The 24,438-nt window shown below is 43.5% G+C and carries 22 protein-coding genes; 10 read left to right on the forward strand and 12 right to left on the reverse strand.

The genetic code is table 11. From position 1 onward, the window contains the following. Positions 1–44: 44 nt before the first annotated feature. The 5 genes from HW45_RS27185 to HW45_RS27205 all read left to right on the forward strand — a co-directional run bounded on the left by HW45_RS27185 (position 45) and on the right by HW45_RS27205 (position 5,261). A complete protein-coding gene (locus HW45_RS27185) occupies positions 45–2,345 on the forward strand; it encodes a formate C-acetyltransferase (protein WP_268745563.1) in 2,301 nt (766 codons plus the stop codon). Beyond that, complete coding sequence (locus HW45_RS27190) at positions 2,311–3,222, forward strand: [formate-C-acetyltransferase]-activating enzyme (RefSeq protein ID WP_038231175.1); 912 nt, start codon at positions 2,311–2,313, stop codon at positions 3,220–3,222. The genes HW45_RS27185 and HW45_RS27190 overlap by 35 nt, the downstream gene beginning before the upstream one ends. Positions 3,223–3,224: 2 nt before the next feature. Next, positions 3,225–4,082, forward strand: a complete 858-nt coding sequence (locus tag HW45_RS27195; protein WP_006071775.1) for an SDR family oxidoreductase — start codon at positions 3,225–3,227, stop codon at positions 4,080–4,082. 64 nt (positions 4,083–4,146) lie between these two features. Beyond that, the gene (locus HW45_RS27200; protein WP_038231178.1) at positions 4,147–4,824 is read left to right on the forward strand and encodes a fructose-6-phosphate aldolase; all 678 of its coding nucleotides are present in this window, start codon (positions 4,147–4,149) and stop codon (positions 4,822–4,824) included. Positions 4,825–4,925: 101 nt separating this feature from the next. Continuing rightward, positions 4,926–5,261 carry a PTS fructose transporter subunit IIB gene (locus HW45_RS27205; RefSeq protein ID WP_006071772.1) on the forward strand — a complete coding sequence of 112 codons (336 nt, stop codon included), beginning with the start codon at positions 4,926–4,928 and terminating at the stop codon, positions 5,259–5,261. A gap of 2 nt (positions 5,262–5,263) precedes the next feature. Here the strand turns inward: HW45_RS27205 and HW45_RS27210 are convergent, their stop codons facing one another. Further along, the gene (locus HW45_RS27210; protein ID WP_006071770.1) at positions 5,264–6,124 is read right to left on the reverse strand and encodes a helix-turn-helix domain-containing protein; all 861 of its coding nucleotides are present in this window, start codon (positions 6,122–6,124) and stop codon (positions 5,264–5,266) included. A 204-nt stretch (positions 6,125–6,328) separates the two neighbouring features. On the opposite strand from HW45_RS27210, the gene HW45_RS27215 reads away from it, so the two are divergent. After that, a complete protein-coding gene (locus HW45_RS27215; protein WP_038231180.1) occupies positions 6,329–7,087 on the forward strand; it encodes a phytanoyl-CoA dioxygenase family protein in 759 nt (252 codons plus the stop codon). Between the two features lie 62 nt (positions 7,088–7,149). Here HW45_RS27215 and HW45_RS27220 read toward each other — a convergent pair whose 3' ends face one another. The 4 genes from HW45_RS27220 to dsrO form a co-directional block, all read right to left on the reverse strand. Further along, the gene (locus HW45_RS27220; RefSeq protein ID WP_038231183.1) at positions 7,150–7,392 is read right to left on the reverse strand and encodes a hypothetical protein; all 243 of its coding nucleotides are present in this window, start codon (positions 7,390–7,392) and stop codon (positions 7,150–7,152) included. 253 nt (positions 7,393–7,645) lie between these two features. Then, the gene (locus HW45_RS27225) at positions 7,646–10,738 is read right to left on the reverse strand and encodes a tetrathionate reductase subunit A (RefSeq protein WP_038231186.1); all 3,093 of its coding nucleotides are present in this window, start codon (positions 10,736–10,738) and stop codon (positions 7,646–7,648) included. Between the two features lie 17 nt (positions 10,739–10,755). Next, positions 10,756–11,853 (reverse strand): NrfD/PsrC family molybdoenzyme membrane anchor subunit, encoded by a 1,098-nt coding sequence (gene nrfD, locus HW45_RS27230; protein ID WP_038231187.1) that lies wholly within the window; start codon positions 11,851–11,853, stop codon positions 10,756–10,758. Further along, a complete protein-coding gene (gene dsrO, locus HW45_RS27235) occupies positions 11,850–12,617 on the reverse strand; it encodes a sulfate reduction electron transfer complex DsrMKJOP subunit DsrO (RefSeq protein ID WP_038231188.1) in 768 nt (255 codons plus the stop codon). The genes nrfD and dsrO overlap by 4 nt, the downstream gene beginning before the upstream one ends. A 170-nt stretch (positions 12,618–12,787) precedes the next feature. Here dsrO and HW45_RS27240 point away from each other — a divergent pair, with 170 nt between their 5' ends. Then, positions 12,788–14,623 carry a sensor histidine kinase gene (locus tag HW45_RS27240; protein ID WP_038231189.1) on the forward strand — a complete coding sequence of 612 codons (1,836 nt, stop codon included), beginning with the start codon at positions 12,788–12,790 and terminating at the stop codon, positions 14,621–14,623. A 17-nt stretch (positions 14,624–14,640) separates the two neighbouring features. Next, on the forward strand, positions 14,641–15,243 hold the full coding sequence (locus HW45_RS27245; protein WP_038231190.1) for a response regulator transcription factor: 603 nt from the start codon (positions 14,641–14,643) through the stop codon (positions 15,241–15,243). Between the two features lie 19 nt (positions 15,244–15,262). Here HW45_RS27245 and HW45_RS27250 read toward each other — a convergent pair whose 3' ends face one another. Further along, on the reverse strand, positions 15,263–16,150 hold the full coding sequence (locus tag HW45_RS27250; RefSeq protein WP_235225553.1) for a LysR family transcriptional regulator: 888 nt from the start codon (positions 16,148–16,150) through the stop codon (positions 15,263–15,265). Positions 16,151–16,283: 133 nt separating this feature from the next. On the opposite strand from HW45_RS27250, the gene HW45_RS27255 reads away from it, so the two are divergent. Both HW45_RS27255 and HW45_RS29405 read left to right on the forward strand, forming a co-directional pair. Beyond that, a complete protein-coding gene (locus HW45_RS27255) occupies positions 16,284–17,354 on the forward strand; it encodes an HlyD family secretion protein (protein ID WP_038231191.1) in 1,071 nt (356 codons plus the stop codon). A gap of 15 nt (positions 17,355–17,369) precedes the next feature. Continuing rightward, positions 17,370–18,359 carry a hypothetical protein gene (locus tag HW45_RS29405; protein WP_152559727.1) on the forward strand — a complete coding sequence of 330 codons (990 nt, stop codon included), beginning with the start codon at positions 17,370–17,372 and terminating at the stop codon, positions 18,357–18,359. Between the two features lie 116 nt (positions 18,360–18,475). Here HW45_RS29405 and HW45_RS27270 read toward each other — a convergent pair whose 3' ends face one another. From HW45_RS27270 to HW45_RS27295, 6 genes are all read right to left on the reverse strand, one after another. After that, entirely contained in the window at positions 18,476–19,378 is a 903-nt protein-coding gene (locus tag HW45_RS27270) for a LysR family transcriptional regulator (protein ID WP_038231195.1), read from the reverse strand. Between the two features lie 141 nt (positions 19,379–19,519). Further along, positions 19,520–19,918 carry a hypothetical protein gene (locus HW45_RS27275; RefSeq protein WP_038231198.1) on the reverse strand — a complete coding sequence of 133 codons (399 nt, stop codon included), beginning with the start codon at positions 19,916–19,918 and terminating at the stop codon, positions 19,520–19,522. 7 nt (positions 19,919–19,925) lie between these two features. Then, positions 19,926–20,915, reverse strand: coding sequence for a tetratricopeptide repeat protein (locus HW45_RS27280; RefSeq protein WP_051868426.1), 990 nt, complete (start codon positions 20,913–20,915; stop codon positions 19,926–19,928). A 2-nt stretch (positions 20,916–20,917) separates the two neighbouring features. After that, entirely contained in the window at positions 20,918–22,246 is a 1,329-nt protein-coding gene (locus tag HW45_RS27285; protein WP_038231199.1) for an anaerobic sulfatase maturase, read from the reverse strand. Between the two features lie 122 nt (positions 22,247–22,368). Continuing rightward, on the reverse strand, positions 22,369–22,725 hold the full coding sequence (locus tag HW45_RS27290) for a hypothetical protein (protein ID WP_038231201.1): 357 nt from the start codon (positions 22,723–22,725) through the stop codon (positions 22,369–22,371). A gap of 61 nt (positions 22,726–22,786) precedes the next feature. Beyond that, on the reverse strand, positions 22,787–24,433 hold the full coding sequence (locus tag HW45_RS27295; RefSeq protein WP_081875915.1) for an arylsulfatase: 1,647 nt from the start codon (positions 24,431–24,433) through the stop codon (positions 22,787–22,789). Positions 24,434–24,438: the final 5 nt, after the last annotated feature.

Genomic DNA, 24,438 nt, shown 5'->3' on the forward strand with positions numbered 1-24,438 from the left:
AAAATGCCCATCAGTGGCAATAGACAATAATAATGGAGCCTATTGTGAGCACCGAAAGAATTACTCGATTAAAGTCCGCCCTATTTGAAGCTCAACGTGAAATCTCTCTAGAACGTGCGCTACTGTATACCGAGAGCCACCAGCAGACGGAAGGGGAACATACGCTTATCCGCCGAGCAAAGGCAACAGCACACGTTTTGGATAATGTTGCGATATCGATTCGTGATGATGAACTGATTGCCGGAAACCGCACCATCAAGCCGCGTGCTGGTATTGTCTCACCAGAAATGGATCCTTATTGGATTGATAAAGAGTTAGATATCTTTGAGTCACGCCCACAGGATAAATTCTATATCTCTGAAGAAGATAAAGTGGTCTATAAAGAGAAGCTGCTGAGTTACTGGTCCGAGCGTTCTATGAAAGATTTTATCAACGCTCAAATTCCTGAAAACGTCAAACAAGCGGTGTCCGAGAAAGTATTCAGTGTTAACCAAACCGATAAAGGTCAAGGCCACATCATTATCGACTTTGATCGCTTACTTGAAAACGGATTAGGTGCATTGACCGATGACATGTCTACGCTAGCAACCGTTAATAGTGACAACGAGTTTTATCAATCGGTACTGATTCTACTGCAAGCCTCAACTAGACATATTCGTCGTTACGAAGCGTTAGCCAAACAGATGGCCGCTGAGTGCGAGTGCCCCGTTAGGGCGGCAGAGTTAATTCGCATTGCAGGTATCTCTGGCAAAGTCGCCACACAAAAACCGCAAGGTTTTTATGAGGCGTGTCAGCTGTTCTGGTATATGAATATCATTCTTCAGTATGAGTCGAATGCGAGTTCACTATCTCTTGGGCGTTTTGATCAATATATGATGCCGTTTTATCAGGACTCTATCGCCAACGGTGAATCTCCTGCGTTTTTGCAAGAGCTGCTTGAGAGTTTGTGGGTCAAAACAAACGACATTGTCCTACTGCGTTCATCCAGCAGTGCTAAGTTTTTTGCTGGCTTTCCAACCGGTTATACCATCTTGCTCGGCGGTCTGACTGAAAATGGGCGTAGCGCAGTTAATACACTGTCAACACTCTGCCTTGATGCGTACCAAAGCGTGCAACTACCGCAGCCAAACCTTGGTGTTCGAGTTAACGAATTCATTGACCGTGCGTTTCTCAATAAAACCGCAGAAACCATTCGTCTAGGCACAGGTATTCCGCAAATATTCAATGATGAAGTGGTGGTGCCGGCGTTTTTGAATCGTGGTGTCTCTTTGGAAGATGCGCGTGATTATTCTGTCGTGGGCTGTGTGGAGCTGTCGATTCCAGGGAAAACCTATGGGCTGCATGACATAGCGATGTTTAACCTGCTTAAGGTCATGGAATTGGTACTTAAGCGCAATAAGGGCAATCAAGACGTCCGTTTTGAAACATTACTCGCTGAGATTCGCACTGACATTTGCCAGTATGTGCAGCTAATGGTTGAAGGGTCAAACATCTGTGATGTGGGGCATCGTGACTGGGCTCCTGTTCCACTATTGTCCTCGTTCATTAGCGACTGTATCGAGAATGGGAAGGACATTACCTATGGTGGTGGTCGTTATAATTTCTCTGGTGTGCAAGGGATTGGGATTGCCAACCTTTCTGATTCGTTAATGGCGTTAAAGCGTTTTGTATTTGAAGAAAATCGCATGAACTTTGCGGAGTTTATCGCGGTTCTTGAATCTAACTTCGAAGGTAAAGAGGGCGAACGAGTTCGTGCTCGTCTGATGAACCGCTACGAAAAATATGGCAACGATATCGATGAAGTGGATGCGTTGGGTGCTGACTTGTTAAGGCTGTTCTGTAAAGAAGTCGAAACCTACCAAAACCCTCGTGGTGGCTATTTTACTCCAGGGTCATACACGGTATCTGCTCATGTTCCCCTTGGTGCTGTGGTTGGTGCGACACCAGATGGAAGATTGGCTGGTGAGCAATTGGCTGATGGTGGCCTATCTCCTATGTTGGGCAAAGATCAGCAAGGCCCGACTGCGGTACTGAAATCGGTCAGTAAGCTGGATAACTACTTACTGTCGAATGGTAGCTTGCTCAATGTGAAGTTCACGCCATCAACCCTAGAGGGAGAGCAGGGCATTACCAAGCTAGGGGATTTCTTACGAGCATTTATGAAGCTCAAGCTGCAACACATTCAGTTCAATGTATTGAATGCAGACACGTTACGTAAGGCGCAAGAAAAGCCCGAAGATTACGCAGGATTGGTGGTGCGAGTAGCCGGCTATAGCGCTTTCTTCGTGGAACTATCGAAAGAAATTCAAGATGACATTATCCGAAGAACCGCTCATGAGCTGTAATTGCCAAACGAGCGAAACGGGTTGTTCAGAATCTGGGGAGTTTAGTGCGCCCCAGCTCAAAGCGCGAGTATTTAACATCCAGCGATACTCGTTAAATGATGGTGAAGGTATTCGTACCGTGGTCTTTTTTAAAGGCTGTCCTTTGAAATGTCCTTGGTGTGCTAACCCAGAGTCACGTTCGATTGATTTGGTAAACATTCGCAGGGAAGCCAAGTGCTTACACTGTGATGTTTGTGAGCAGGACGCGGATGAGTGTCCAAGTGGTGCGTTTGAACAAGTCGGTTATGACGTCACCATTGATGAGCTGCTCAAAGAAATTGCTAAAGATGATGTGTTCTATCAAACATCAGGCGGTGGGGTCACCTTGTCTGGTGGTGAGATTCTGGTGTATGGCCGATTTTGCATCGAACTTCTAAAGCAGCTAAGAAGACTGGGATACAAAACGGCGATTGAAACCTCAGGACATGGAAATAGTAAGCAGTTGAGCGATATGGCTCAATATTGCGATGAAATTCTGTTTGATTTCAAATTGATGGATGAGTTCAGAGCTAAGGAGATCATCGGCATTAATCTGGATAAGGTGCTCGAAAGCTTCAAGACGTTAATGGCCAAACCTTGCAAGGTCATCCCCAGATTACCGCTAATACCAGGCTACACCCTCGATCTCATTAATGTTGATAGGGTACTTGGCTTTATTGCTCCTTACGATATTGAAGAGGTCCACTTATTGCCATTTCATCAATTTGGCTCAAATAAATACGACACATTGGGGATGCACTACACCATGAAAGACATCCCAGTACCGACAAAACAAGAAATTGATGCGATTCAGCGCCATGTCGAAGCGCATGGATATAAAGTCGTCATAGGAGGCTAGACATGAGCAAGAAACGAATTTTGATTACAGGAGCGGGTGGTTTTTTTGGTACTCGATTTATAAATCGTTACCAAGGTGAATTTGAGATTAAAGGGACGGACGTTGCGCAACTGGATATCACTGATAACAGCGCCGTTAACCAGATATTTACCGAATTTCAGCCTGATTTCGTGATTCACGCTGCTGCTATTGCTGTAACGGATTTTTGTAATGAGCATCCTGAAGTTGCTCATAAAGTGAATGTCCAAGGTGCAATCAATGTCGCCAAAGCATGTAAGCAAGTTGGCGCGAAGCTGGTATTCATATCTACTGAGCAAGTTTTCAATGGTAACTCTGAAGCGGGTCCTTACACAGAACAATCAATCCCGGTTCCTGACACCGTTTATGGTCAGAACAAACTGGAAGCAGAGCGAGAGTTAGCGAGCATTCTGCCAGAAATGTGGGTGTTGAGGTTCACGTGGTTGTTTGGGTTGCCTGAAAGAAACACCACGATCAATCCCAATGTGGTTTGGAATGCCATTCAAACCTTATTCAAAGGGGGAGTGATGTACGAACGTGGTAATGAGTTCCGAGGTTTAACCTATGTGCACGAGCTTATCGAACAGTTTCCTAAGATCTTTGACATCCCTTATGGCACCTATCATACCGGTGCGCACAATGACGCGAGTCGTTATGACATTGCCGAGCATATTCTGACGGAACTCAAATTAGAGCAGCGTTTGCCGGACATATTGGTGCAATGCGATGCGCCTAAGACACGTGATGTTCGTTTAGACACGAGTAAGCTCGCGGCACAGGGCATCTGCTTCACTGAGAGTAAACAAGCCATTACTCAGTGTTTAAAAGAATTTGGTTATTAAAAAAGTAAACGACGAACCGAAATGAGAGGGCGTCGTGACTAGTGAAAGTTATTGGAGATGTACCATGATTTATATGTTAGATACCGCCAATTTAGATGCGATTAAGAAAGCGGTAGACCTGTATCCGATTGCGGGTGTGACGACCAATCCAACGATCATCGCAAAAGAAAACCGTTCACTGCGCGATATCATTTTGGATATTCGTGAGTTAATTGGCTCTGAGCGTATGCTTCATGCTCAGGTGGTAGGTAACACTGCAGAGGTGATGTTGGAAGAAGCAAAGGCACTGCGTAAGCTTGACCCTGAAATCATTATTAAAGTGCCGGTGACACCGCAAGGTATTAAAGCGATGAAGCTGATCAGAGCTGAAGGTATTCGAATTACTGCAACGGCGATTTTGACTCCGCAGCAAGCATTGATGGCCGCTATGGCGGGTGCTGAATTCCTTGCTCCTTATGTGAACCGCTTGGACAACATCTGTGGTGATGGCACGTTGGTTGCGGCTGAAATGGCCCACCTAATTGATGTCTATAATCTAGATGCAAAAGTACTTGCTGCTTCATTTAAAAACGTTCAACAAGTCCATGAAGTGGCAAAAGCAGGGGTTCAATCCGTTACGATTGCACCAGATGTGTTTGACCAATTGCTTGTTCATCCGTTAACCGATTCTGGTGTCGCTGGCTTTATGACTGATTGGCATGGCGCTTACGGTGAAGGCAAAACGGTTCTTGATCTATTATGAACATGATTAAAAACAAGTTTAGCTAGGATAGACAAAGACACGGATGCCTAGTGAGATTATACTCACTAGGCTTTTTGCTATAGGAAGATCTTAGGGTAATAATGAAGTTAGTTGGAGTTACGGCTTGTATCAGTGGCGTTGCGCATACCTATATGGCAGCGGAGTTGCTGGAGAAAGCAGCCAAAAAAGCAGGTTATAAAATCCAGGTGGAGACACAGGGAGCATTAGGCGCTGAGAATTCCTTAGAGCAAGCAGCAATTGATGCCGCAGACGTCGCATTTATCATTTCAGAGATCAACATTGAAGGGGCTGAGAGGTTCGAGCAATCACGCTTAATCAAGATGTCGATTTCAGATTTTTTGCGTAGTCCAGAGCTGGCGATTAACGCTATCGAGCGCGCTAAAGTAGCCCCAGCAGGGACTGTTATAAGCGTTTAGCTTTATTCTATCGTTCCGCTTTGGTAATGCGCTCGATATTCAGAAGGGGAGCGGTCTGTCTGCTGTTTAAAGACTCGGCAGAAGTAGTTGCTGTCGTTAAAACCGCAGCGATGAGCAATCTCTTTCACTTTCGTGTCATACTGTTTGAGTAAGTACTTTGCCCTCTCTAAGCGAATATGCGTTAAATACTCATTGAACTTCACTTTTCCCTCTTTGTTAAAAAGTTGCGACAGATAGTTCGGTGAGACGTAGAAATGTTTAGCGACTGACTCTCGCGTCAACGGCTCATGATAGTTCTGCTCCAAGTAATCTCTTACGGCATCGAACAACGCCTTACTCTTAGACGGCGTTTCGGGTGGGTTATGGATCAGGTCATGGATATGACTAAAGAGACTGCTAGCCAAAAGGTGCAACGTATTCTGATCTTGAGAGTGCCATGATAATTCCTCAATGGCTTGAAGAATGAAGGAGCCTGTTCTCGGTCCGCGCCTTGCGACGTTCTCTTTTATTGCCGAATCGAACTTTTCGCCGTCCCAACTCAAAAGACTCATCCCAAAACTTTGCTTACCCACAAGGACTGACATGGTGACCACAGGTTTATCCCAATTAGGTTTATTCCAACTTTCGGCTGGTAAGTAGAGAACATCACCTTGTTTGAGAGTGACCTCCGTATCTGTTCCTATGCTATTGCCAACGTCCATCTCCAGTTCACCAATTAACACCATTTCAATACGAGGAAAGTGAACTTGATACGCAAGCGGCGGTGGGCTTGGTAGGTTACCTGCAAACAGCAATGAGTGGATTTGCTCCGTATGCGTTGCGTAGTGTTCTAAGGCTTCAATGAGGTAGGTTCTATCTAACATGCTTTATAACATTCTTCTAGGTGGTGGAGGCGGAACTAAATAAGAATCTAGTATACGCGACAAGCCTGACTGGTCTATTTGCGTTGCTTCACATTTAGTAAACGATCTTACAAATATCCAGCTTATCGTAGATATTGCCTACAGGATTATTACGGCTTTAAAAGTAGATTGGTAGGGGAAAAGTCAGCCGAGAAGGATAATAAAATGAGTCACGAATCTACAATAACTAGCCTCTACTCTTTAGAGGGATTAACACCGCATCAATATGATGATTTAGACACTCATGGCTTCACCATCATTCATGATGTGATTGACCCTGAGTGGCTTCAAGAACTCAGAGCAAAGTTTGACTACCTTGTAGAGAAAGAGGGAGATAACTTAGCCATTGAGCACCACCAAGAAGAGACGGTGACTCGAATTGCCAATTTGATTAATAAGGGCACCGTCTGGGAAAAAATCTGGTGTCATCCATTAGTACTTGATGCCTGTGAGCATATCTTTAATGGCGAATTCAAACTGTCGAGCTTGAATGGCCGCGAGGCTCACCCTGGTGGTGGCTTGCAACCGCTGCATGGCGATTGGAAGAAACCAAGGCCCGATTTCCCCAAAGTGCATTTAGTGAATTCTATCTGGGCACTTGATGATCTTTGCAGAGACAATGGCGCCCCTCGGATTATTCCGGGCACTCATTTACGTCCAGAGTTACCAGAAGATGTTTTAGAAGATACCGAAGCAACGCATCCAGATGAAGTCTACCTTGAGTGTCCTGCTGGCAGTATTATGATTTTTAATGCCCACACCTGGCACGGAGGTACGGTCAATAGGCTAGGCACGCGTCGCCGTGTATTGCATGGGTTGTATGTCGCTAAAGACGGGGCTCAGCAGCAAGACCAGAAGAAATGGTTAACGGCAGAAACCTCAATGAGACTTAATCAGTCGCAACGTCGACTGTTGGATGTTTAAGTTAGCGGGTGTGTTGGGTAAATAAGTTGGCGCTAAGTATTCAACGCCAACTTTTCGTCTCCTTAGCGAACTTCTAATCCTAAATTGTACTGAGCGAGACAGCGCGTAACATAACTCACTTTCAGCAAGCCCGCGATGACGATAGTACTAATGTGCGCAGCGATTTGTTGAGGTAGCGTAAATAGGTGTGCATAGGGGTAAGACACCAGAATACTCACGATCATGGCAATAAAGGTGGCCACTAATGCGATGTTTGAGAAAGTGAGTAGGTGGTCGAAGTTAAATTTATTATGTTGAGCAGTCATAAGTTACCTCACTGGGGTATTGTTTTTTTAATACTAATCTCACCTATTTCATTATCTGTGCCATGTTGTACTTTTGTTTTATTACAGTTACTTATGGTTTTTCTTTTCTTGTTTTTATCAAAAAGACAATAACTGGTTTGTGTCATTTTGACTCCAATGTGTTTGAGTTGTTGGTAATTTGAGCGTAAATAAAGATAACAAAAAAGGCTTCTTACAAGATTGAAAGAAGCCCTGAAGAATTAGTAGAGGTAGATTAAGCTTTGCGAATCTTCGCGGGCAATGATTGGCGAGCAGCCGCGCCAACAACCCAATCCAGCATGACGCCTTTACCCTCTCGGGTAGGGTCAGTTAAGCCGATGTCATTGATATTTACTCCATCCATTTGACGACTTTTGATAGGTTGCTGCTTGTCACCAATCCAGTGAGCTCGTTGTCCTAATTCGGTATGCCCAAAACCATGCTCGAATCCAAGTGTGCCTTGAAGGATTCCTGGCACAACCATCGCAAGGGCCGTGGTGCTTGCTCCTGGCGTTTCGATGATGAACTCATCACCTGTTTTAATTCCTGCGCTGCTGGCATCATCTGGGTGAATGTAGACCGGATTGATACCCTTAATTAAGTTTAACCTTGGTGAAAGGTTGGAGACCGCACTATGAATATTGGATTTAAAGTTTGTTAAGCTAAATGGCCATTTGTCTTTTGGATAGCGATCTTCTAATGGTGTTCCATCTGCTAGCTTCTGCGGGTGCCATGTCGGGCAGCCACTGTAGTATTCACCAGTCATTGTGTTTCTTGAGCTGCCCACACGCTCGTTCCAAACAGCAAGCGGACGAGACCATTTGTACTTCATCTGTTCGCCTTTATAAGCCTCGGTAGCATTTTCAAATCGTCCTCCTCGAGCGAAAATGTAAGCAACGCGACTCACTTCCTCTGGTGTTAATGTCTTTTGCATACTCGGTAGTAGTCGTTCTAAGCCTGACCAGGCGATGTCTTCTGCATTGACGTCAGGTACTCCACCTTTCACATAAGCTAGGTTAGCGGCTGAACGCAAATAATAGTCGTCCGCAGAATGGATCCCATGCCATTGACCATTGGTATCTCGAATTGCTTTTTCACCGAAACCTCCCAATTCCATTTCTTTAGCGACATCGATTAAGAAGTTTTCTAAGCAGATAGAGCGACCGTCGGCAGATTTTTCTGTTCGAGCTTCGACGATAGGCCAACGTGCAGTTACAGTTTTTACTGGAACATCATGCCAAGGTGTTGCCATCCCCCAACTTTCGTAGGTGACAGTATCAGGTACGATGTAATCAGATAATGCAGTGGTTTCGTTGATAAAGGCATCGACAGAGACAATTAATCCGAGTTGCTTCGGATCTCTTAGCTTGTCCTCTAATAATGTCTTTAGTCCTGGTACACCGTAAATAGGGTTTGCCATATGGTTAATCCATGCCTTAATGCGATACGGGTAACCATCAATGGCAGCGGATAAGTGCTCAGTCAGTAAAGGCGCTGCAAACGGATACCACGGTGCTCGCGTAGGGTATGGGGATTCTCCAGCTGCAACACGACGTTTGTACTCATTGGTCTTTTCATATGGAAATTTGCTGCGTGACAAGAAAACGCCTTTTGGCGCAGTTTTGCCAGGGAACTTCGTAAAGTCATAACGCGGGCCAGCAGCAGATGTAGGATAGCCGCCGGCTTTCGCCATTGCGCCTCCTTTCATATTGATATTACCGATGAGCGCATTGAGCATCATTATGGTAAACGCGTTATAGAACCCATTGGTGTGCATGTTGCCACCGTGTGTATCCACTACCGCCTTAGTGCCATAGCTTGCGAATTTCTTAGCCAAAGCAGTGATTTCATTAACGGGGACTTCACACTGTTTGCTGTAGAAGTTTAAATCATGTTTAAAAGCTTCTTCTTTTAATCGCTGCAGAGACGATTTAACTCGAACTTTGCCTGAAGAGAGCTCGACGGTTTGGTCAACAAACAATTCCGCTGAGCCTGTTTGAGTATTTAAGCCAAATTGCCCAGATTGCGCATCAATAATCACATAAGAATCGTTGTCAGATAGCGCTTCACCTTCGAATGGAAGGTTTAAATCGGAGGCGCGCAAAAAGGTGCCATAGCGCGGATGACTTTCGTCACTAATCACCAAATGCGTAGCGTTACACCAATGTGCGGTACCCGCGTTATGCATGGCATTCACACCAGGTTGGCTTAGGAAATTCTCATTGTAGCGCCTGTTTTTGATGATCCATTGAATCATTCCTAGCACTAATGCGGAATCTGCCCCTGGTTTGATAGGTAGCCAATGGTTGGTATCAGCTGCAGCGAGACTAGAAGAGCCTGCCGGCAAGCTCGGAGTTACTATGGTGTAGGTAAGCTTGCCTTCTGTTCGTGCTTTAGCAAGTTGGCGTGCTTGACGTTTGAACGGATTACCAGCTTGAGCGGGAGACATGCCGATAAAAATGATGTACTCAGCGTTGTCGAAGTCAGGTTTAAGATGGGCAAATTTGTCTAGGTCATTCATAAATGCACCACTGCCTGCTCGGAACGCATAACCGCAATATGAGCCGTGATGGCCGAAGTTTCTGGTTCCAAAACTGTTGAAGGCAAATCGTTTAAAGATGTCATCTCTACCTTCATTACCAGCGTTGGTCATCAAAAGTTGATTGGCTTTAGGTCCATATTCTGGGTTATCTGCATCGACAGGAGTTACAAGATCTCGAATATCTTTGAGACCTTCGACATGCCCCTCACCGAATAAGTCTCCGCCGTGTACGACTTCTTGAATCAATTGCTCATAACTGATGGGTTGCCATTTCCCATCACCTCGCTTGCCCACACGTTTCAATGGTTGTGTAATTCGATAGGGACTATTGCGAATCTCCATCATGCCGTTGCCGCGAGCACAAGCTGTAGATCGCCCTTCGAGGCCAGATTCGCCAGCCATGCCTAAATAAGCATCCTTAACAGGCGTATTGAATGGAATATGCTGTTGGTGAGAGAGTGGATGGTATGGGTTACCTGCAATACGCAGTATTTCGTCATTGCGATTGTCGATACGTACACGTAAACCACATAAGGTCCAACATCCAAAACACATAGAAGGTGCTACGCGCTGGTTCGGGTTTGGTATTAGGTCGCCCGTTGGGGTCACTTTGTATTCAGGTTCGAGTGAGTTTCCATGGTGAATATTACGGGTTTTCTGTCCTGCAGTACCTTCAACGACTCCATCGACCATATGCTTAGTAGTGGTTGAATAGCCAGCTGAAAAAGCACCCAGACCACCGACAGCTAGGCCAGATTTCAGAAACTGACGACGTTTGTTATCCATAGTGAAATCCTCTTAAATCAGTGTTGGTTTAGGGTAGTGGAGTTGATGTTCTGTTTAGGCTGAACAAGCTCAGAGCAAAGTAAAGCAAGAGCAATCCACAGGCCAAACATACCTATAATCCCGAGCAAGCCATTGCTGCCCACAGGAAGGTGATAAGGGTAAGGACCAACATCAAATTTCGCGATGGTTTGTACTTCCATCATGGTGACCCAGCGAACACTCCATGCGCTGACAAGGCAGATAAAGGACACGATAAACAAATAGAAAAAATGTGTTTTGTTGTCGCGTAGGCAGAAGAGCGACAACAGTATGTTGGTAACAAGCAGAGCGGTAAGCAGTGCAATTTTATTAACCCACTGCGAGTTGGCATAAAGTGAAAACGCGGAATTATTCGATGCCCAAAGAGGGATTAATATGAGGGCTAATACGCTACTCAATATCATAGTCTGTTTCACTAGACGGGTATCTCCCAATGACAGTGCCTTCGGTTTTGAGGGAATAAGGAGCAGAATTAGCAGAGTGAAGCCAGTTGCTGCTGAGAAAGCTGTGACGAACCAAATGAGTGGTGAGGCAGGTTGATTCCATAATGGACGAGACTGAACAACGGCTATCTCTGCGCCAGTATAGAGAGCAATTGTCAAACCAGAAATCACGGTGGCAATGGCTGCACTCATCATTAGTTTACGGCTGGTGGTCCATTGACCTAGTGATAACTTAGTAAAGAGTCGAAGCATTTTATTGTTCTGATGTTGCAGCGCAACTAGGTCATTTCGAAGATAAAGCCAAGCTGTCGCTATCGCCAATAACGAAAATAGAGGTAGAAAAATCGAACCTAAAGACATCCAAGACCAAGGTGTGAAGTGTGCGTAAAAGTGCCAAGCTCTACCTGGTTGATGTAAGTCTCCGGTTAAGGCAAGTGGGCCAACAATCGCACCGATGGCCAAGGTCAGTGCTAAAGCAGCACGCAAATGATGGCTGGTGTGAGATTGAAAGGTGAGAGCAATCAAAAACAAAATAGCTGCAGCATAGGCTGAGCCAATGTAAAAAAAGTACTGTACCGCCCACGGGAGCCATGCGATAGCCTGAGGTTGAACTAGAACTTCAGTAATGTTCATACTTGCTCTCCTTGTGGTTCGTAAATAGCGGGTTGACCTTCAATGTGCTGAGTAAAACGTTCATTCATGCCGATATAAAACACGTGGGGATCGGTTCCTTCTTCCGGTTTTAACACCTTAATATCATGACTATGCTCGCTCATTAAGCGTCGAACTTCGCTGTGGGGATCATTCAGGTCACCAATGACACGTGCACCTCCAACACAAGTCTCGACACAGGCAGGTAGTAAGCCTTGCTCCAGCCTATGTGCACAGAAGGTACATTTATCTGCAGTCAAAGTGTCTTCATTGATAAAACGCGCGTCGTACGGACATGCTTGAACGCAGTAAGCACAGGCAACACAACGACTGTTATCTACCATGACGATGCCATCTTCACGTTGAAAAGTAGCTTGAACTGGGCAAACTGCTACGCAAGGCGGGTTATCGCAATGGTTGCAAAGGCGCGGCAGCATAAAGGATTTCACTTCTTTGGTAGCGGTTGAACCGTCATCCAAAGTGACTTCATACTGTTTTACCGTGGTTCGGAACTGACCAATAGGAGCTTGATTTTCGATACTGCAACCGACTGTGCATGCTTGGCACCCTACGCATTTACGAAGATCGACAACCATGGCAAATCGTTTTCCAGTTTGACCTTTTCGGTCGGGTTCCTGATTGTTCCTTATAACTGTACTGGCGGTAGCTGTACCAACGCCTGCAACAGGGATGAGTGCAGCGCCAGCTGTAATGGCGCTGAGAAAGCGACGTTTGGTGGAATCCATAACTCACCTGCTAAGATTAATGAAAGCCTGTTGGTATTGTCAGAATTGTTACTCGCTGTCGATATAGTGGATTTCCACATACCACGATCAAAGTTGATCTAAGACAAATGCCGAAGTGCCTCTATTGCTGCTATTCTGGTGCTCTAAATCTTAAGGATTAAAAACAATTCATGGTGAGAAGCACGCTACGTTGGGTTCGTCTATTGATGGTTATCGTTGGCACGATAACTGGAATTGCCTATGCAGGGCAGCAAGACCAAGGGACTAAGATAGATTCAACAACTAAGGCACAAGTGGATGTGGGGGTCTTAGCTATCAGAGGGCATTTATATGCTAAGCAGCGTTGGCAGCCAACTATTGACTGGTTAAATCAACAGATCCCTGGCGCGCATTTTGTGCTGCATCCTTTAGATCTTGATGGAATGGCGCAATCGGTTAGAGAGCAGCGCATGGATTTCGTTTTAACGAATCCAGGGCAAGCCGTTCAATTAGGTCGTCAATACCCATTATCGTGGATAGCGACGATAGTAAGTCAAGCGCCAGAACGCTCAAACTACGGCATTGGTTCGGCTTTGGTTGTTCGGTCTGCCTCCCCATATAAGACACCAAGTGACGTTGCAGGTTTATCGATTGCTGCTGTTTCTAAAGATGCTTTTGGTGGATATCTAACGATGCGATACCAAGTTCTAACCGACGGAGGCGATCCTAATAGTTTCTTCTCCGATGTGCGCTACTTGGGGTTTCCAATTGATGCCAACCTATATCAACTTCGTGATAAGGCGGTAGAAGCGGCGGTTGTACCAGCGTGCTTGTTGGAACAAATGGAGAAGGAAGGATTGATAGATAAAGGGTTGTTGCGTGTGCTGAACCCTCTTGTACAAACGCATTCATCATGTGCTGTTTCTACACCTCTGTATCCTAACTGGTCGTTTGCAAAAACTGAACGCGGCTCATCTCAACTCGCCAAAGAAATCAGCCGAGCTTTGCTTGCTATGCCTGCTAACAACCCAGCAGCGATTGCCTCAAAAGCGTCAGGCTGGACTTCTCCGGTTAGTTTACTCTCCATTGATAAACTATTTCAGGCTATGGATTTGCATCCGCTTCAGCAGCCTTGGTGGAAGGAAGCGATTCGTTGGTTAAGGTTGCATCAAGAATGGGCATGGACACTGTTTTTATTCGTGATTGTATTGAACGCGTATCACTTTTGGCTTGAATATCGTTTTAGCAAGAGTAAACACGACTTAGAACAGACATTGCTACGACTCAAAGAAAAAAGTGAAATGTTAGAACATACACAGAGAGTCGCAATTATTGGCGAATTAGGCAGTAGTTTGGCGCATGAAATTAACCAACCATTAGCTGCCATTCGAAACTACAGTGAAGGTGGCTTGCTGCGCCTTGCCAAAAAGCGTCCTCCAGAAGACATTGTGCCAGTGTTGGAAAAAATCCAAGATCAAGTTGAGCGCGCCGATGCAATTATCAGCCGACTAAGGGATCTCATAAAGAAACGTGCGATCGCGAAGACAGAATGTGATGTTGAACAGTTGCTAGGGGATAGCATCGAGCTACTTAAATATCGATTAGACAAAAATGGTATTGAGACGGTTCGGAGTACAGAAGGGCAACAACGACTCGTCAATGTTGACGCGGTGGGTATACAACAAGTACTGGTTAATGTGATCAACAATGCTATTGAGGCCTGCTCAAAGCTTGCTGAAAAACAACGTGACTATAAAGGAACGATAGCTCTTCATACTGAGTATCAATCTCAAATGTTATCTATTCGAATCGCAGACAACGGCACTGGTTTGGAGCAAGATAACCCGACTCAAGCTTTTATAAGCAGTAAAAAAGATGGCCTAGGGTTAGGCTTGGCAATATGCCGCGATGTAGTGGAGATGCACAACGGAGAGTTACAAATACAATCAACGCAGCCGCATGGCTGTTTGGTCGTGATTACTTTGCCATACCATCTACCAGCAGACACCATGCTCACTGACGAGTAGCCAAGGAGTGATATAAATTGTGTGATAACCAACTGCCTGTATACGTCGTTGATGATGACGAATCTGTCAGAGATTCATTGGCGTTTATGCTTGAAGAGCACGACTTTAATGTAACCAGCTTTCCTGATGGTGTGACTTTTTTAAATAGCGCTGATATCCAACAAGCGGGTTGTGTGATTTTAGATAGTCGTATGCCAAAGCTTCGCGGCCAACAAGTACATCAAATCCTGACAGAAGCACACAGTCCACTCGCGGTTATTTATCTGACGGGACATGGTGATGTACCAATGGCTGTAGATGCCTTACAGTCTGGAGCCGTCAACTTCTTCCAAAAGCCAGTGAAAGGTTCAGAGTTAGCTCAAGCGATAATCCTAGGGTTGGCTCAGTCATCTGCCAACCTAGGTACAATGGAAGCAAAAAACGCGTATGCGTCGTTAACACCTCGAGAAAAGGACATTCTGCGCTTGATCATAGCGGGAAAGCGCAACATTCGCATTGCTGATGAACTTTGTATTGCTATGCGAACGGTGGAAGTTCATAGAGCTAGTTTATTGAGAAAATTCAAAGCAAAAACGGTGGCTGAGTTGGCGTTTATTTATGGTTTGACCAAAAACAGCTAATCGAAGGAATTTTACCTCATTAAAGAAAGTAACTCTTCATGTGAGCTAAGAAGTATTCAACGCGCATTGGCTTTAGTTTTCGCTCTTTGTATACCATGTTAACAGACGATTGCTGATAGATTTCGTTTGGAAGGACAGGCACTAGCGTTTTATCGGTATCGTATTTTTCTACTAGGTTAGGCATGATGAAAGCTAGTCCTAGGCCTGAAGCACAAGCTTTGAAAATGGTATAGCCGCTATTGACTGTCAATGCCACTGGTAGCTGTTTAAGTACTGACTTATCTGACTCTTGATAAATGAATGGGTTTTTAGATTTGAGCTGTCTATGAGGCGCTTTTAGGTCAGCAATAGAGCTAATGTCGCCATATTCTGAAAGATATGTCTTTGATGCCATAAGGTATCGTTTATATGATAGTAACTCACTTGAAATCAAGCTTTTATTACTTACTTCTCCAATACAAAACCAAATGTCGATGCCTTCTTCAAGCATATCGACTTGCTGATTAGAAAAATCAAGATCGAGCAAAACTTTAGGGTACTTTCGGGAAAAACTCACGAGGGCGTCTTGAAGTAGGAGGTTACCAAGGTCAACAGGTACAACAACTTTCAAAATGCCTGTGGGCTCAAGTTGGTGATGCATTATTTCATCTTCTGAACGTCTTAACACATCGTCCACATTTTGACAGTAGCGGTAGAGTGCTTTTCCCTCCTCAGTTAGGTCAAGTGCTCGTGTTGAACGTATGAGGAGTTTAACGCCGTAGTATGCTTCTATTTCTGATATCTTACGGCTTACAGTAGAGGCATTGATTCCTAGCTCTTCAGCGGCTTTAGACAACGAGTTTAGGTCTACTACACGCCGAAAGATGACAAGTGTATTTAAGTCAAAGCGATTATTGTTTCTGTGCAAAACTGTTCCTGATTTCGAGCCATTTAACCATAAGTCTATATGTAGATAATATGAAATCAATACACAGTATCTGATTGTAGTTTGCTCTTTCTAGGTATTGACGTTAATAGTACCGAATGAAGGACATTCTAAGATGAATTTAACTCTCCATAATCTTTCGAAACCTCTAACTTTAGCTGCCATTGTTCTATTGGTAATATCTGCTGTTAGCATGATTCTTAGTGACTTGTATTCTCCATTTACAACGGATAGTTACGTGATAAGTGATATATCGAAAATATCTACTGATATTGACGGTGTGGTAAAGCACATATACGTAAGAAATGGTCAATTTGTTAAAAAAGGTGACCCTCTTTTTAAAATTGAAACTGATGAACTTCAATCTAAGTACGATACCGCTTATGCAAATTTGATTATTCTAGAACAGAACTTTAAGAAGATTGAACTTGAAATGGGTTTGATTGAAAGCGAAATAAAGCAAAAAAAAGAAATTGCCAGTAATAAAAAACAGCACTATATCAGGATGAAAACCCTTCTACGCAATAAAGCTATTAACCGGCAACAATATGATGATGCTTACACAGCGTACGTTGATGAAATAAGAGAAATAGAACAACTTAAAATCAAGTTACAGATTAACCACGTTAAGCTTGGCTCAGAACAAGGTGGAAACGGTGGGCTGATGTTAGGGAAAGCTATATTAGAAAAAGCTAGGAAAAACCTTAATAAAGCTACAGTACATGCTCCATTTGACGGAGTAATCACCAATATGCAGCTCGTAAAAGGTCATTTTGTATCAAAGAGCTCACCGCAAATCGTCATAACCTCTCAATCACAGAAACAGCTCGTCGCTGATTTTAACGAAAAAGGTTTAGATCTTTTACCCAATGCGGATTGCTTGGTTGTGTTTGATGCTATACCCGGCAGAATATTCAAGACACAAGTAACTAGCATAGACCAAGCGATAACTGTAACTGGGGTTGGCGATCAAAAGTTAGGAGAGACTGCTACGGTAGCTCAAGGAGATAGATGGGTACGCAAAAGCCAATATGTTCGCTCTACTCTAAATATGCCAGATGTTGATAGCAGTTTAATTTCAGGTTCTCGAGCAACAGTAATGGTAGTTCGTGACGATAGCAAATACTGGAATTCGTTTTCATATATGACGATGCATGTTATTGCATCATTTCGTTACCTATACTAATGAAAGATATATCCTATGTTTAACATAAAAGCACCAATGATAAGAAGTGCACTGTTCTTTACTCTATCGATTGTTATCACTGATATGCTGCATTTAGGAATGCCAGTATTTAGTGTTTTTTTAGGTCCAGCTTTGATCTTACGAGATAAGTTTAGCTTGAATAAATCATTAGTGTTCATATCTTTAGTTAGCATCTATTTTATTTCGGGCTCCTTGGCTGCGACAATACTCGACCATAACCAGTGGGCGTTAATAGTAATCTCGGTTTTCGTCATATATAGCTATTTGCGAATTGAAAAACTTGCATCATTTTCAACGGCGCCGCTATTTTTATATTGTTATGGACTTATCAATACAACATATGGAACTTCGATGGAGTTGTATTTTTACCAACTTCTACATGTCGCGTTCATGATGTTACTACTGGCAAAAGCTATTTTTTGGATTTTTCCGACCCCAACTAACCAAATGTCATCCAGACAAAATCAAAAAGTCGCCAAGCGTTCTAAGACTCTGAATGTGATATCCACCATCATCATATCTCTATCCTTGATTTACTTTCTATCGATTGAAGTTGGCAAGGCCATATTCTGCCTTTCAGTGATCATAAGTATTGTTTGTAGACCAGATTATGCTTCGATAATAAAAGGCCTAAAAAGTATCTTACCGCTGCAGGTATCTGGCTGTTTTATTGCGCTAGTATTACATATGCTTGTGGTGGGTCATGGCCAAAATATACTGATGCTATCGCTAGTGATATTTGGCTTCTCCATTGTTGTATTTTACTTCGCTCATAGTTCGGAGAAAATCTCCAAGAAAATACCAAATTTCGAGATTGGACTCCTGGCAGCTACGCTGACACCGTTTACACTGTACACTCATTCAAGTGGGTTCGATATTGGTCCATTTATTCGACGAGCTGCGAATATGGGTGTTATTTGGGGGTTGGGTACACTCATGATTGTGCTGCTGCCATGGGGTCTGTCGTGGTTCAAGCGTATGTAAATACATTACTCTACGACTAGTTATTTTGTAGAAGGATAAGTGTGTCAATATGATGTTTTAAGTAGGTACCAAAAGTGTGCTAGCTCAAACATTAATGTGAGTACAGTAATAGAGTACTATCCAATGCTCTTAAATATAGTTTTAATCGTTTCACGAAGCCACTCATGACCTTTATCTTTCTTTTGTGATTGATGCCACGTCATGTATATGGGAACTTTCTTTGCAGAAAATGGTAATGGGAGTACATTCAAATCTAATCGTTCTGAAAATTTATTTGCATACCATTCACCACATACACTAAGCCACTCAGTTTCTGAAGCCAATTGCATGGCTGTTAGCAGTGAACCTGTAGAATAGGCTACTTTTCTAGTTGGAAGTTGGCCTTCGATAGCAAGAGAGTCTAGGGTATGAGTACTAAGACGTTGGCTGCGCCATGTAACGTGATGCGCTTGCATAAAGTCATCGAAAGATAATGAATCTTGAATAGTAGGATGCGACTTACTCGCTACAACAACTGCTTTTTGTTCCATTATAAGTTCATTGTGGTAGCCGTGTTCAGAGAGGGGAACGGTCGCCAGAATGACATCAACGGTTCTCCGGCGAAGGTCATCTTGTCTATCTGCTTCGTTCAAGTGTTCTACGTCTGCTTGAATCGTAATATGAGGAGCGTATTTCTGCTTATATTTGGTAATCGCAGGTACCATCATCAAATCAAAATCTTTATGGCTTGATATACGGAAAGTTCTTTGACTCTTAGAAGGAATAAATTCTTGTTTAGAACTGGTGCCATTGAGTAGAAAACTCAAGGGGCCTTGTATTTCACTGTGCAGTTGAAGGGCAAAATTGGTAGGCGTTATCCCTCTGCCTTGTCGAATAAAAAGAGGGTCTTGATACTGATCTCTAAGGCGGTTGAGAGCGTGACTCACAGCCGGAGCAGTAATATTTAAGACCTCGGCCGCCTCGCTAACGCTTTTAGACTTCATTACAACATCAAAGGTTTTTAATAAATTAAGATCCATAACCTACTCTTTAAGCAACATTACAATATGATAATGCATTCTATATGTATGATAGTCAATTTGTCGCTTAAGCAGTAATGAGAAAGTTGCTGCTGGTGGGATGTATTACGATTAACGAGAAGTTTGTTGAAGTTTACTTATCTATGTTTTGATGTCGTCTATCATACAGATGTTGTAAGGCTTTCCTACCGACTGGCAGTGCTCCACCCATCTAGTTGGCCAAAAGATACGGCTAGACTTTCCTATTTGTATGCACGTCATTTCAACTCCTTGGTAACTAATCTGTTTGCCCAGAGGTAACGATTTATCTTTAGACAAATAACAGTGTTGTTTCAGTTCGTTTTTTTGGGCTAATTGGTAAACCCAGTTATCCTCGTTACTTTGCTTAAAAGCACTATAGTATGACGCGTTTGCATTGGTCACGGCGGAAACTTCTTGCTGTTGAGCTAACAATTGTCCTGCATCGGCTGTGAAGCTAATCGGTGCCACTATCATTGGTAAAAGGGTTAAGCATCGTTTTAACTGCGTAACTTTGTACATATCGTTATCATCTCTTTGTTTTGTGGAGAAGTTCATACTGTAAAGCATCATAATTCGCCTGAGGTACTCTAGGTTTTAGCTCATTTAGGCAAGACTTGGCAGCCGTATTGTTCGATTCTATGTAAACACTACATAGTGTGTACAGTTGTTCTGCAGAGCCTGACAGTTGATACGCATGTTCGAAAAGCGGCACAGATTTTTCGAGGTCAAAACCTTTTTGCGCTACGGCATATAAATACCAATAATAGCTATTCGTTTCAGCTAAAATGGCAGCGGATTTGAAGTCGGAAAGCGCTTCGCGTTTGTTATCATTTCGTACACGAGCAAGTGCTCTGGCGTAATACAGTTGTGAAGCATTGGGATTTAACAGAATGCCTTCGTTCAGTACATCTAAAGCTTTGTCAGTATGACTGTCTGCGCGATAGGATTCTGATAATCCAACCCAAAAAGCTTGATTACTTGAGTCTTCTTCAATAAGTGATTTATAGGTCGTTATTGCTTTTTTAGTGTCACCTGATGCTTGATACACTTCAGCCAGTTTAAAGGTTGAAAAGGCGTCATGCTTTGATTTGTAATACTGCTCTAGTCTCGGGATATATAAATCAAGCTTGTGTCTCATAGATGTTGTTAACTTCGGATACATCTTTGCTAAGCTGTATGTTGCCGCATAGCTTAAGGTCGGGCTAGTGTCACCTAAAAAAGGTGAAATGAGCTCCCAACGATAGTCGAGTGCTAACCCATCACTACCTACTATTGCAGCATGTTGAATGCGTTCATTATCCTCTTTGAGTGCTCGAGCGATGGCTATTAGAGCATTTTGGGAAGGGGTGATTCTTAAAGACTCTAACGCGTCAATTCGTTGCTCGATTGGCTGAGACTTATCCTGAGCGACATATGCAGGATCATTTTTATTTGGATTGAAGTTTTCAGACGGTACTCCTGAAGCAAACACAGAAAACGATAACAAACCAATAAAGATTAAAGATAACGACTTCATGCCTATGCCTTGTGTTCAGAGATTATTTGATTATCGATTAGGGCTTGGTCACTATGCTTTCCATGAGCGACGGGTAAACCAAGTCTTCGCAGTGTAAATGCAAAGCCTGCATCTGCATGACGAAAGAACTTATTCCATCCCGCACACAGGTAGTTCAGGCCATTTTCGCCTTTTTTGGTCTTGATGAATCGATTTTTTGGACACTCTCCAAAGCATGCAAACTTATAGTCACATTCTCTGCATTGTTTTGGGAGGGATTTTGACTTCGCTGTACCGAACTGTTGTTGTTTAGCCGAGAACGCCATGTTTGCGAGTGCGGTCTCGGCAATATTACCGATTTTGTACTCTGGATAAACATAGTGATCGCACGTGTATACATCACCATTAGGTTCCATCGCTAAGCCCTTTCCGCACATTTCACCCAGAGTACAAAGAGGGTTTCTATGTCCCATCCACGCCTCAAGAAATGCTTCGAAATACTGAACAAATACGGTTCCCACATCGTTACATATCCATTCATTGAAAATAGCGATGAGAAAATTGCCCCATGCATGATCAGAAACACAGAACGGTTCCACTACGGAGTCTTTGTAGCCTGGGATAAGGCGTTTGTCACCTTGCATTAATCTCTCGTCAATCTGCCAAGTATTTGGTGCAGTTTCGCGGAAGGTTTTCATTTCAACAATTGGGATGAACTGCATCTGAGGTGACTTCACTACATCCCTTAAAAAACGATACACCTCTAATGGGTTTCGACTAGTTATATTGTTAACACAGGTAAGTGTTGCAAAGCTCACTTGGTGTTTATGTAACAGTTCAACAGCTCTCATTACTTGTTTGAAGGTACCACGGCCAGATTTGTTGGTACGATAGGTATTGTGCAGCAGTTCAGGGCCATCAATGCTTAAGCCAACAAGAAAGTTGTTCTGTTTGAGAAACTTACACCACTTGTCATTTAAAAGGGTGCCATTGGTTTGAAGGTCGTTGGAAATAATTACACCTTCAGGTTGGTGTTTTTTTTGAAATTCAACGATCTTTTCAAAATAAGGAAGACCTAGCATAGTAGCTTCGCCGCCCTGCCATGAAAAAGTAATCTGCGGTGTATTTTGACCTTGAATATAATCTTTAATGAATTTCTCTAGTTTTTGGTCATCTAGTTTTGGTGAACATCCTTTTTTATATTCAAGCAGGTCTTCTTTACTTAAATAATAACAGTAATCGCAGTCTAAATTACATGCTGCGCCAATCGGCTTTGCCATTACATGCATGCGCTTAGATGGTTTGCCATTAAATTGTGGTCCCGCTTGAATTACAGGGCTGGTATCACTCATAAATAACCTTTCTCGTGTTTCGTTGATAGGGGTACTATAAGGCGTCCAATGCCAATTAATTGAATAGCGGTGCTTATTAGTTATTTAACTAAAACTAAATCCAACTCTATGTGTATGCTCAATCAAGAACTCAAGGCACTGATTAGCTTCATCTTATCTTTCTCTGTAAGGTTCCCACTTTCAATTAAGATTTTGATGGATTGATAAACAGAAGACTCAGCACGTGTTGGTGCGGCCGTTTGTTTACTGGATGTCGCGGTAGTAGGCATGACAATTTGGGGCTGGCTTGGTGCCTTCTGGTATTGTTGTTGGCTAATTTGAACCATATCTGATTGGCCATTAGACATTTCTTTTGCCGTTTGCTCGTACTTATTAAAACGAGCGATATTTTCTAGTACTGCGCTGTTAGAGTCATCTGCAGTCGTTGCATGAGCGCAAGCTGATGTGACCAATAAAAGTATTAAAGCTGCTTTATTCATGGTTTTCTCCAAAAAAGAGGGTGAACGTCAATTCACCCTTGTATCGTTAGTTGAGTTTTGTCTAGTGAGCAGCTTGAACTTTTGAGCCACCAGCACCTATACCAAAGTTTTTGTAAACCGTTTCACTTGCGCCAGACATGGTGAAAGATCCAGGACGTTGTGATGGTGGGTAATCCTTGTATGTCATTAGGTGTTCTTTAACCAATTGGTTAGCTTTATAAAACACAAATACATTGTCAATTTCCCAGTTCCAGTAGCCATTTGCGTTTTGATCAGCACGCTCAAATGGGTCTTGGCGAAGGTTAAAGATTTTAGGCAGACGTAACCATGTGAACGGTTCTGCCCATAGAGCCATTGTTTTCGCACGTTGTTCACCGTACACAACTTTCCAATCCGTGCTGTGGTTTTTACCGCCACCGATGTAGTTGTCTTGTGAGTAGCGCATCGCAACGATCTGAGCGTCGGCGTTGTACAACATAATGCTCTTACGTGGAGTTTCTTTAGTGCGACCTGCGAAGTAATCATTCATGTTATAACCATCAAGATGGATCTTGAATTCTTTGTTGTTCGCTTTAAATCCACCTTTTAGAAGGTCTTGTTTGATGTGTGAGTTACCTGCAGCAGCGACTAGTGTTGGCAGCATATCTAGACCAGAAACCATGCCGTTTAGTACTCGACCACCATCCCAGTGACCGGCAGGCCAGCGAACGAATGCAGGTACGCGCCATGCACCTTCCCAGTTAGTTTCTTTTTCTGAGCGGAATGGAGTGATTGCACCGTCAGGCCATGCGTTATAGTGTGGACCGTTGTCGGTACCATACATGACTATGGTGTTGTCAGTTAGGTTGTTATCATCAAGATAATCGAGAAGTTGGCCGATGTTTCTGTCGTGAGACACCATGGCATCATTGTAGAAACCCTGACCAGAAATACCTCTGTCTTTCGGATTAAGGTGCGTTTTGAAGTGCATCTTGGATGAGTTCCACCAAACAAAGAATGGCTTGTGCGCAGCTTGTGCCTTGTCCATGAACTTAATAGCGTGTGCTGTAACGTCATCATCAATGATTTCCATGCGTTTTGTGGTCAATGGGCCTGTATCCTTGATTTGACCATCAGCCGTTGAATGGATGACACCACGAGGACCGTATTGCTCGGCAAACTTAGGATCTTTAGGGTAGAAGTCATGCTCAGGTTCTTCCATCGCGTCTAGATGATAAAGGAAACCGTAAAACTCATCGAAGCCGTGATTTGTAGGCAAGTCTTTATCTTTGTCACCTAGGTGGTTTTTACCAAATTGGCCTGTCATATAACCCATATCTTTAAGCGCTTCGGCAATCGTCATATCATCGTCAGCGATGCCTTGTGGAGCACCAGGAAGACCAACCTTAGTCATCCCGGTACGCAAGCCATCTTGACCTGTAATAAACGCACTACGACCCGCAGTACAAGATTGTTCTCCGTAGTAATCAGTGAAAGCGACGCCTTCATTGGCGACTCTATCTATGTTGGGAGTTTCATAGCCCATTAATCCACGGTTCCAGTAGCTGATATTCCACATACCAATATCGTCACCCCACATCACTAGAATGTTGGGTTTTTCGGTAGGTGTAGAGGGAGTTGATGGGGCGGCAGTTGCATTAATAGACGTCAATGCGGATAGCGCGAGCATCGCGGACGTTAATAGTGTCTTCTTACATGGTATTTTCATTTAGC

The sequence above is a fragment of the Vibrio sp. ER1A genome (genome assembly GCF_000733315.1).
Classification (GTDB): domain Bacteria; phylum Pseudomonadota; class Gammaproteobacteria; order Enterobacterales; family Vibrionaceae; genus Vibrio; species Vibrio mediterranei.

Excerpts from the sequence above, each read along its gene's own strand:
- HW45_RS27280 (WP_051868426.1), bottom strand. The coding sequence starts at position 20,915 with ATGAAGTCGTTATCTTTAATCTTTATTGGTTTGTTATCGTTTTCTGTG.
- HW45_RS27200 (WP_038231178.1), top strand. The coding sequence starts at position 4,147 with ATGATTTATATGTTAGATACCGCCAATTTAGATGCGATTAAGAAAGCG.
- HW45_RS27215 (WP_038231180.1), top strand. The coding sequence starts at position 6,329 with ATGAGTCACGAATCTACAATAACTAGCCTCTACTCTTTAGAGGGATTA.
- HW45_RS29405 (WP_152559727.1), top strand. The coding sequence starts at position 17,370 with ATGTTTAACATAAAAGCACCAATGATAAGAAGTGCACTGTTCTTTACT.
- HW45_RS27270 (WP_038231195.1), bottom strand. The coding sequence starts at position 19,378 with ATGGATCTTAATTTATTAAAAACCTTTGATGTTGTAATGAAGTCTAAA.
- dsrO (WP_038231188.1), bottom strand. The coding sequence starts at position 12,617 with ATGGATTCCACCAAACGTCGCTTTCTCAGCGCCATTACAGCTGGCGCT.
- nrfD (WP_038231187.1), bottom strand. The coding sequence starts at position 11,853 with ATGAACATTACTGAAGTTCTAGTTCAACCTCAGGCTATCGCATGGCTC.
- HW45_RS27190 (WP_038231175.1), top strand. The coding sequence starts at position 2,311 with ATGACATTATCCGAAGAACCGCTCATGAGCTGTAATTGCCAAACGAGC.
- HW45_RS27295 (WP_081875915.1), bottom strand. The coding sequence starts at position 24,433 with ATGAAAATACCATGTAAGAAGACACTATTAACGTCCGCGATGCTCGCG.
- HW45_RS27285 (WP_038231199.1), bottom strand. The coding sequence starts at position 22,246 with ATGAGTGATACCAGCCCTGTAATTCAAGCGGGACCACAATTTAATGGC.
- HW45_RS27225 (WP_038231186.1), bottom strand. The coding sequence starts at position 10,738 with ATGGATAACAAACGTCGTCAGTTTCTGAAATCTGGCCTAGCTGTCGGT.
- HW45_RS27205 (WP_006071772.1), top strand. The coding sequence starts at position 4,926 with ATGAAGTTAGTTGGAGTTACGGCTTGTATCAGTGGCGTTGCGCATACC.
- HW45_RS27210 (WP_006071770.1), bottom strand. The coding sequence starts at position 6,124 with ATGTTAGATAGAACCTACCTCATTGAAGCCTTAGAACACTACGCAACG.
- HW45_RS27290 (WP_038231201.1), bottom strand. The coding sequence starts at position 22,725 with ATGAATAAAGCAGCTTTAATACTTTTATTGGTCACATCAGCTTGCGCT.
- HW45_RS27195 (WP_006071775.1), top strand. The coding sequence starts at position 3,225 with ATGAGCAAGAAACGAATTTTGATTACAGGAGCGGGTGGTTTTTTTGGT.
- HW45_RS27275 (WP_038231198.1), bottom strand. The coding sequence starts at position 19,918 with ATGTACAAAGTTACGCAGTTAAAACGATGCTTAACCCTTTTACCAATG.
- HW45_RS27255 (WP_038231191.1), top strand. The coding sequence starts at position 16,284 with ATGAATTTAACTCTCCATAATCTTTCGAAACCTCTAACTTTAGCTGCC.
- HW45_RS27220 (WP_038231183.1), bottom strand. The coding sequence starts at position 7,392 with ATGACTGCTCAACATAATAAATTTAACTTCGACCACCTACTCACTTTC.
- HW45_RS27240 (WP_038231189.1), top strand. The coding sequence starts at position 12,788 with ATGGTGAGAAGCACGCTACGTTGGGTTCGTCTATTGATGGTTATCGTT.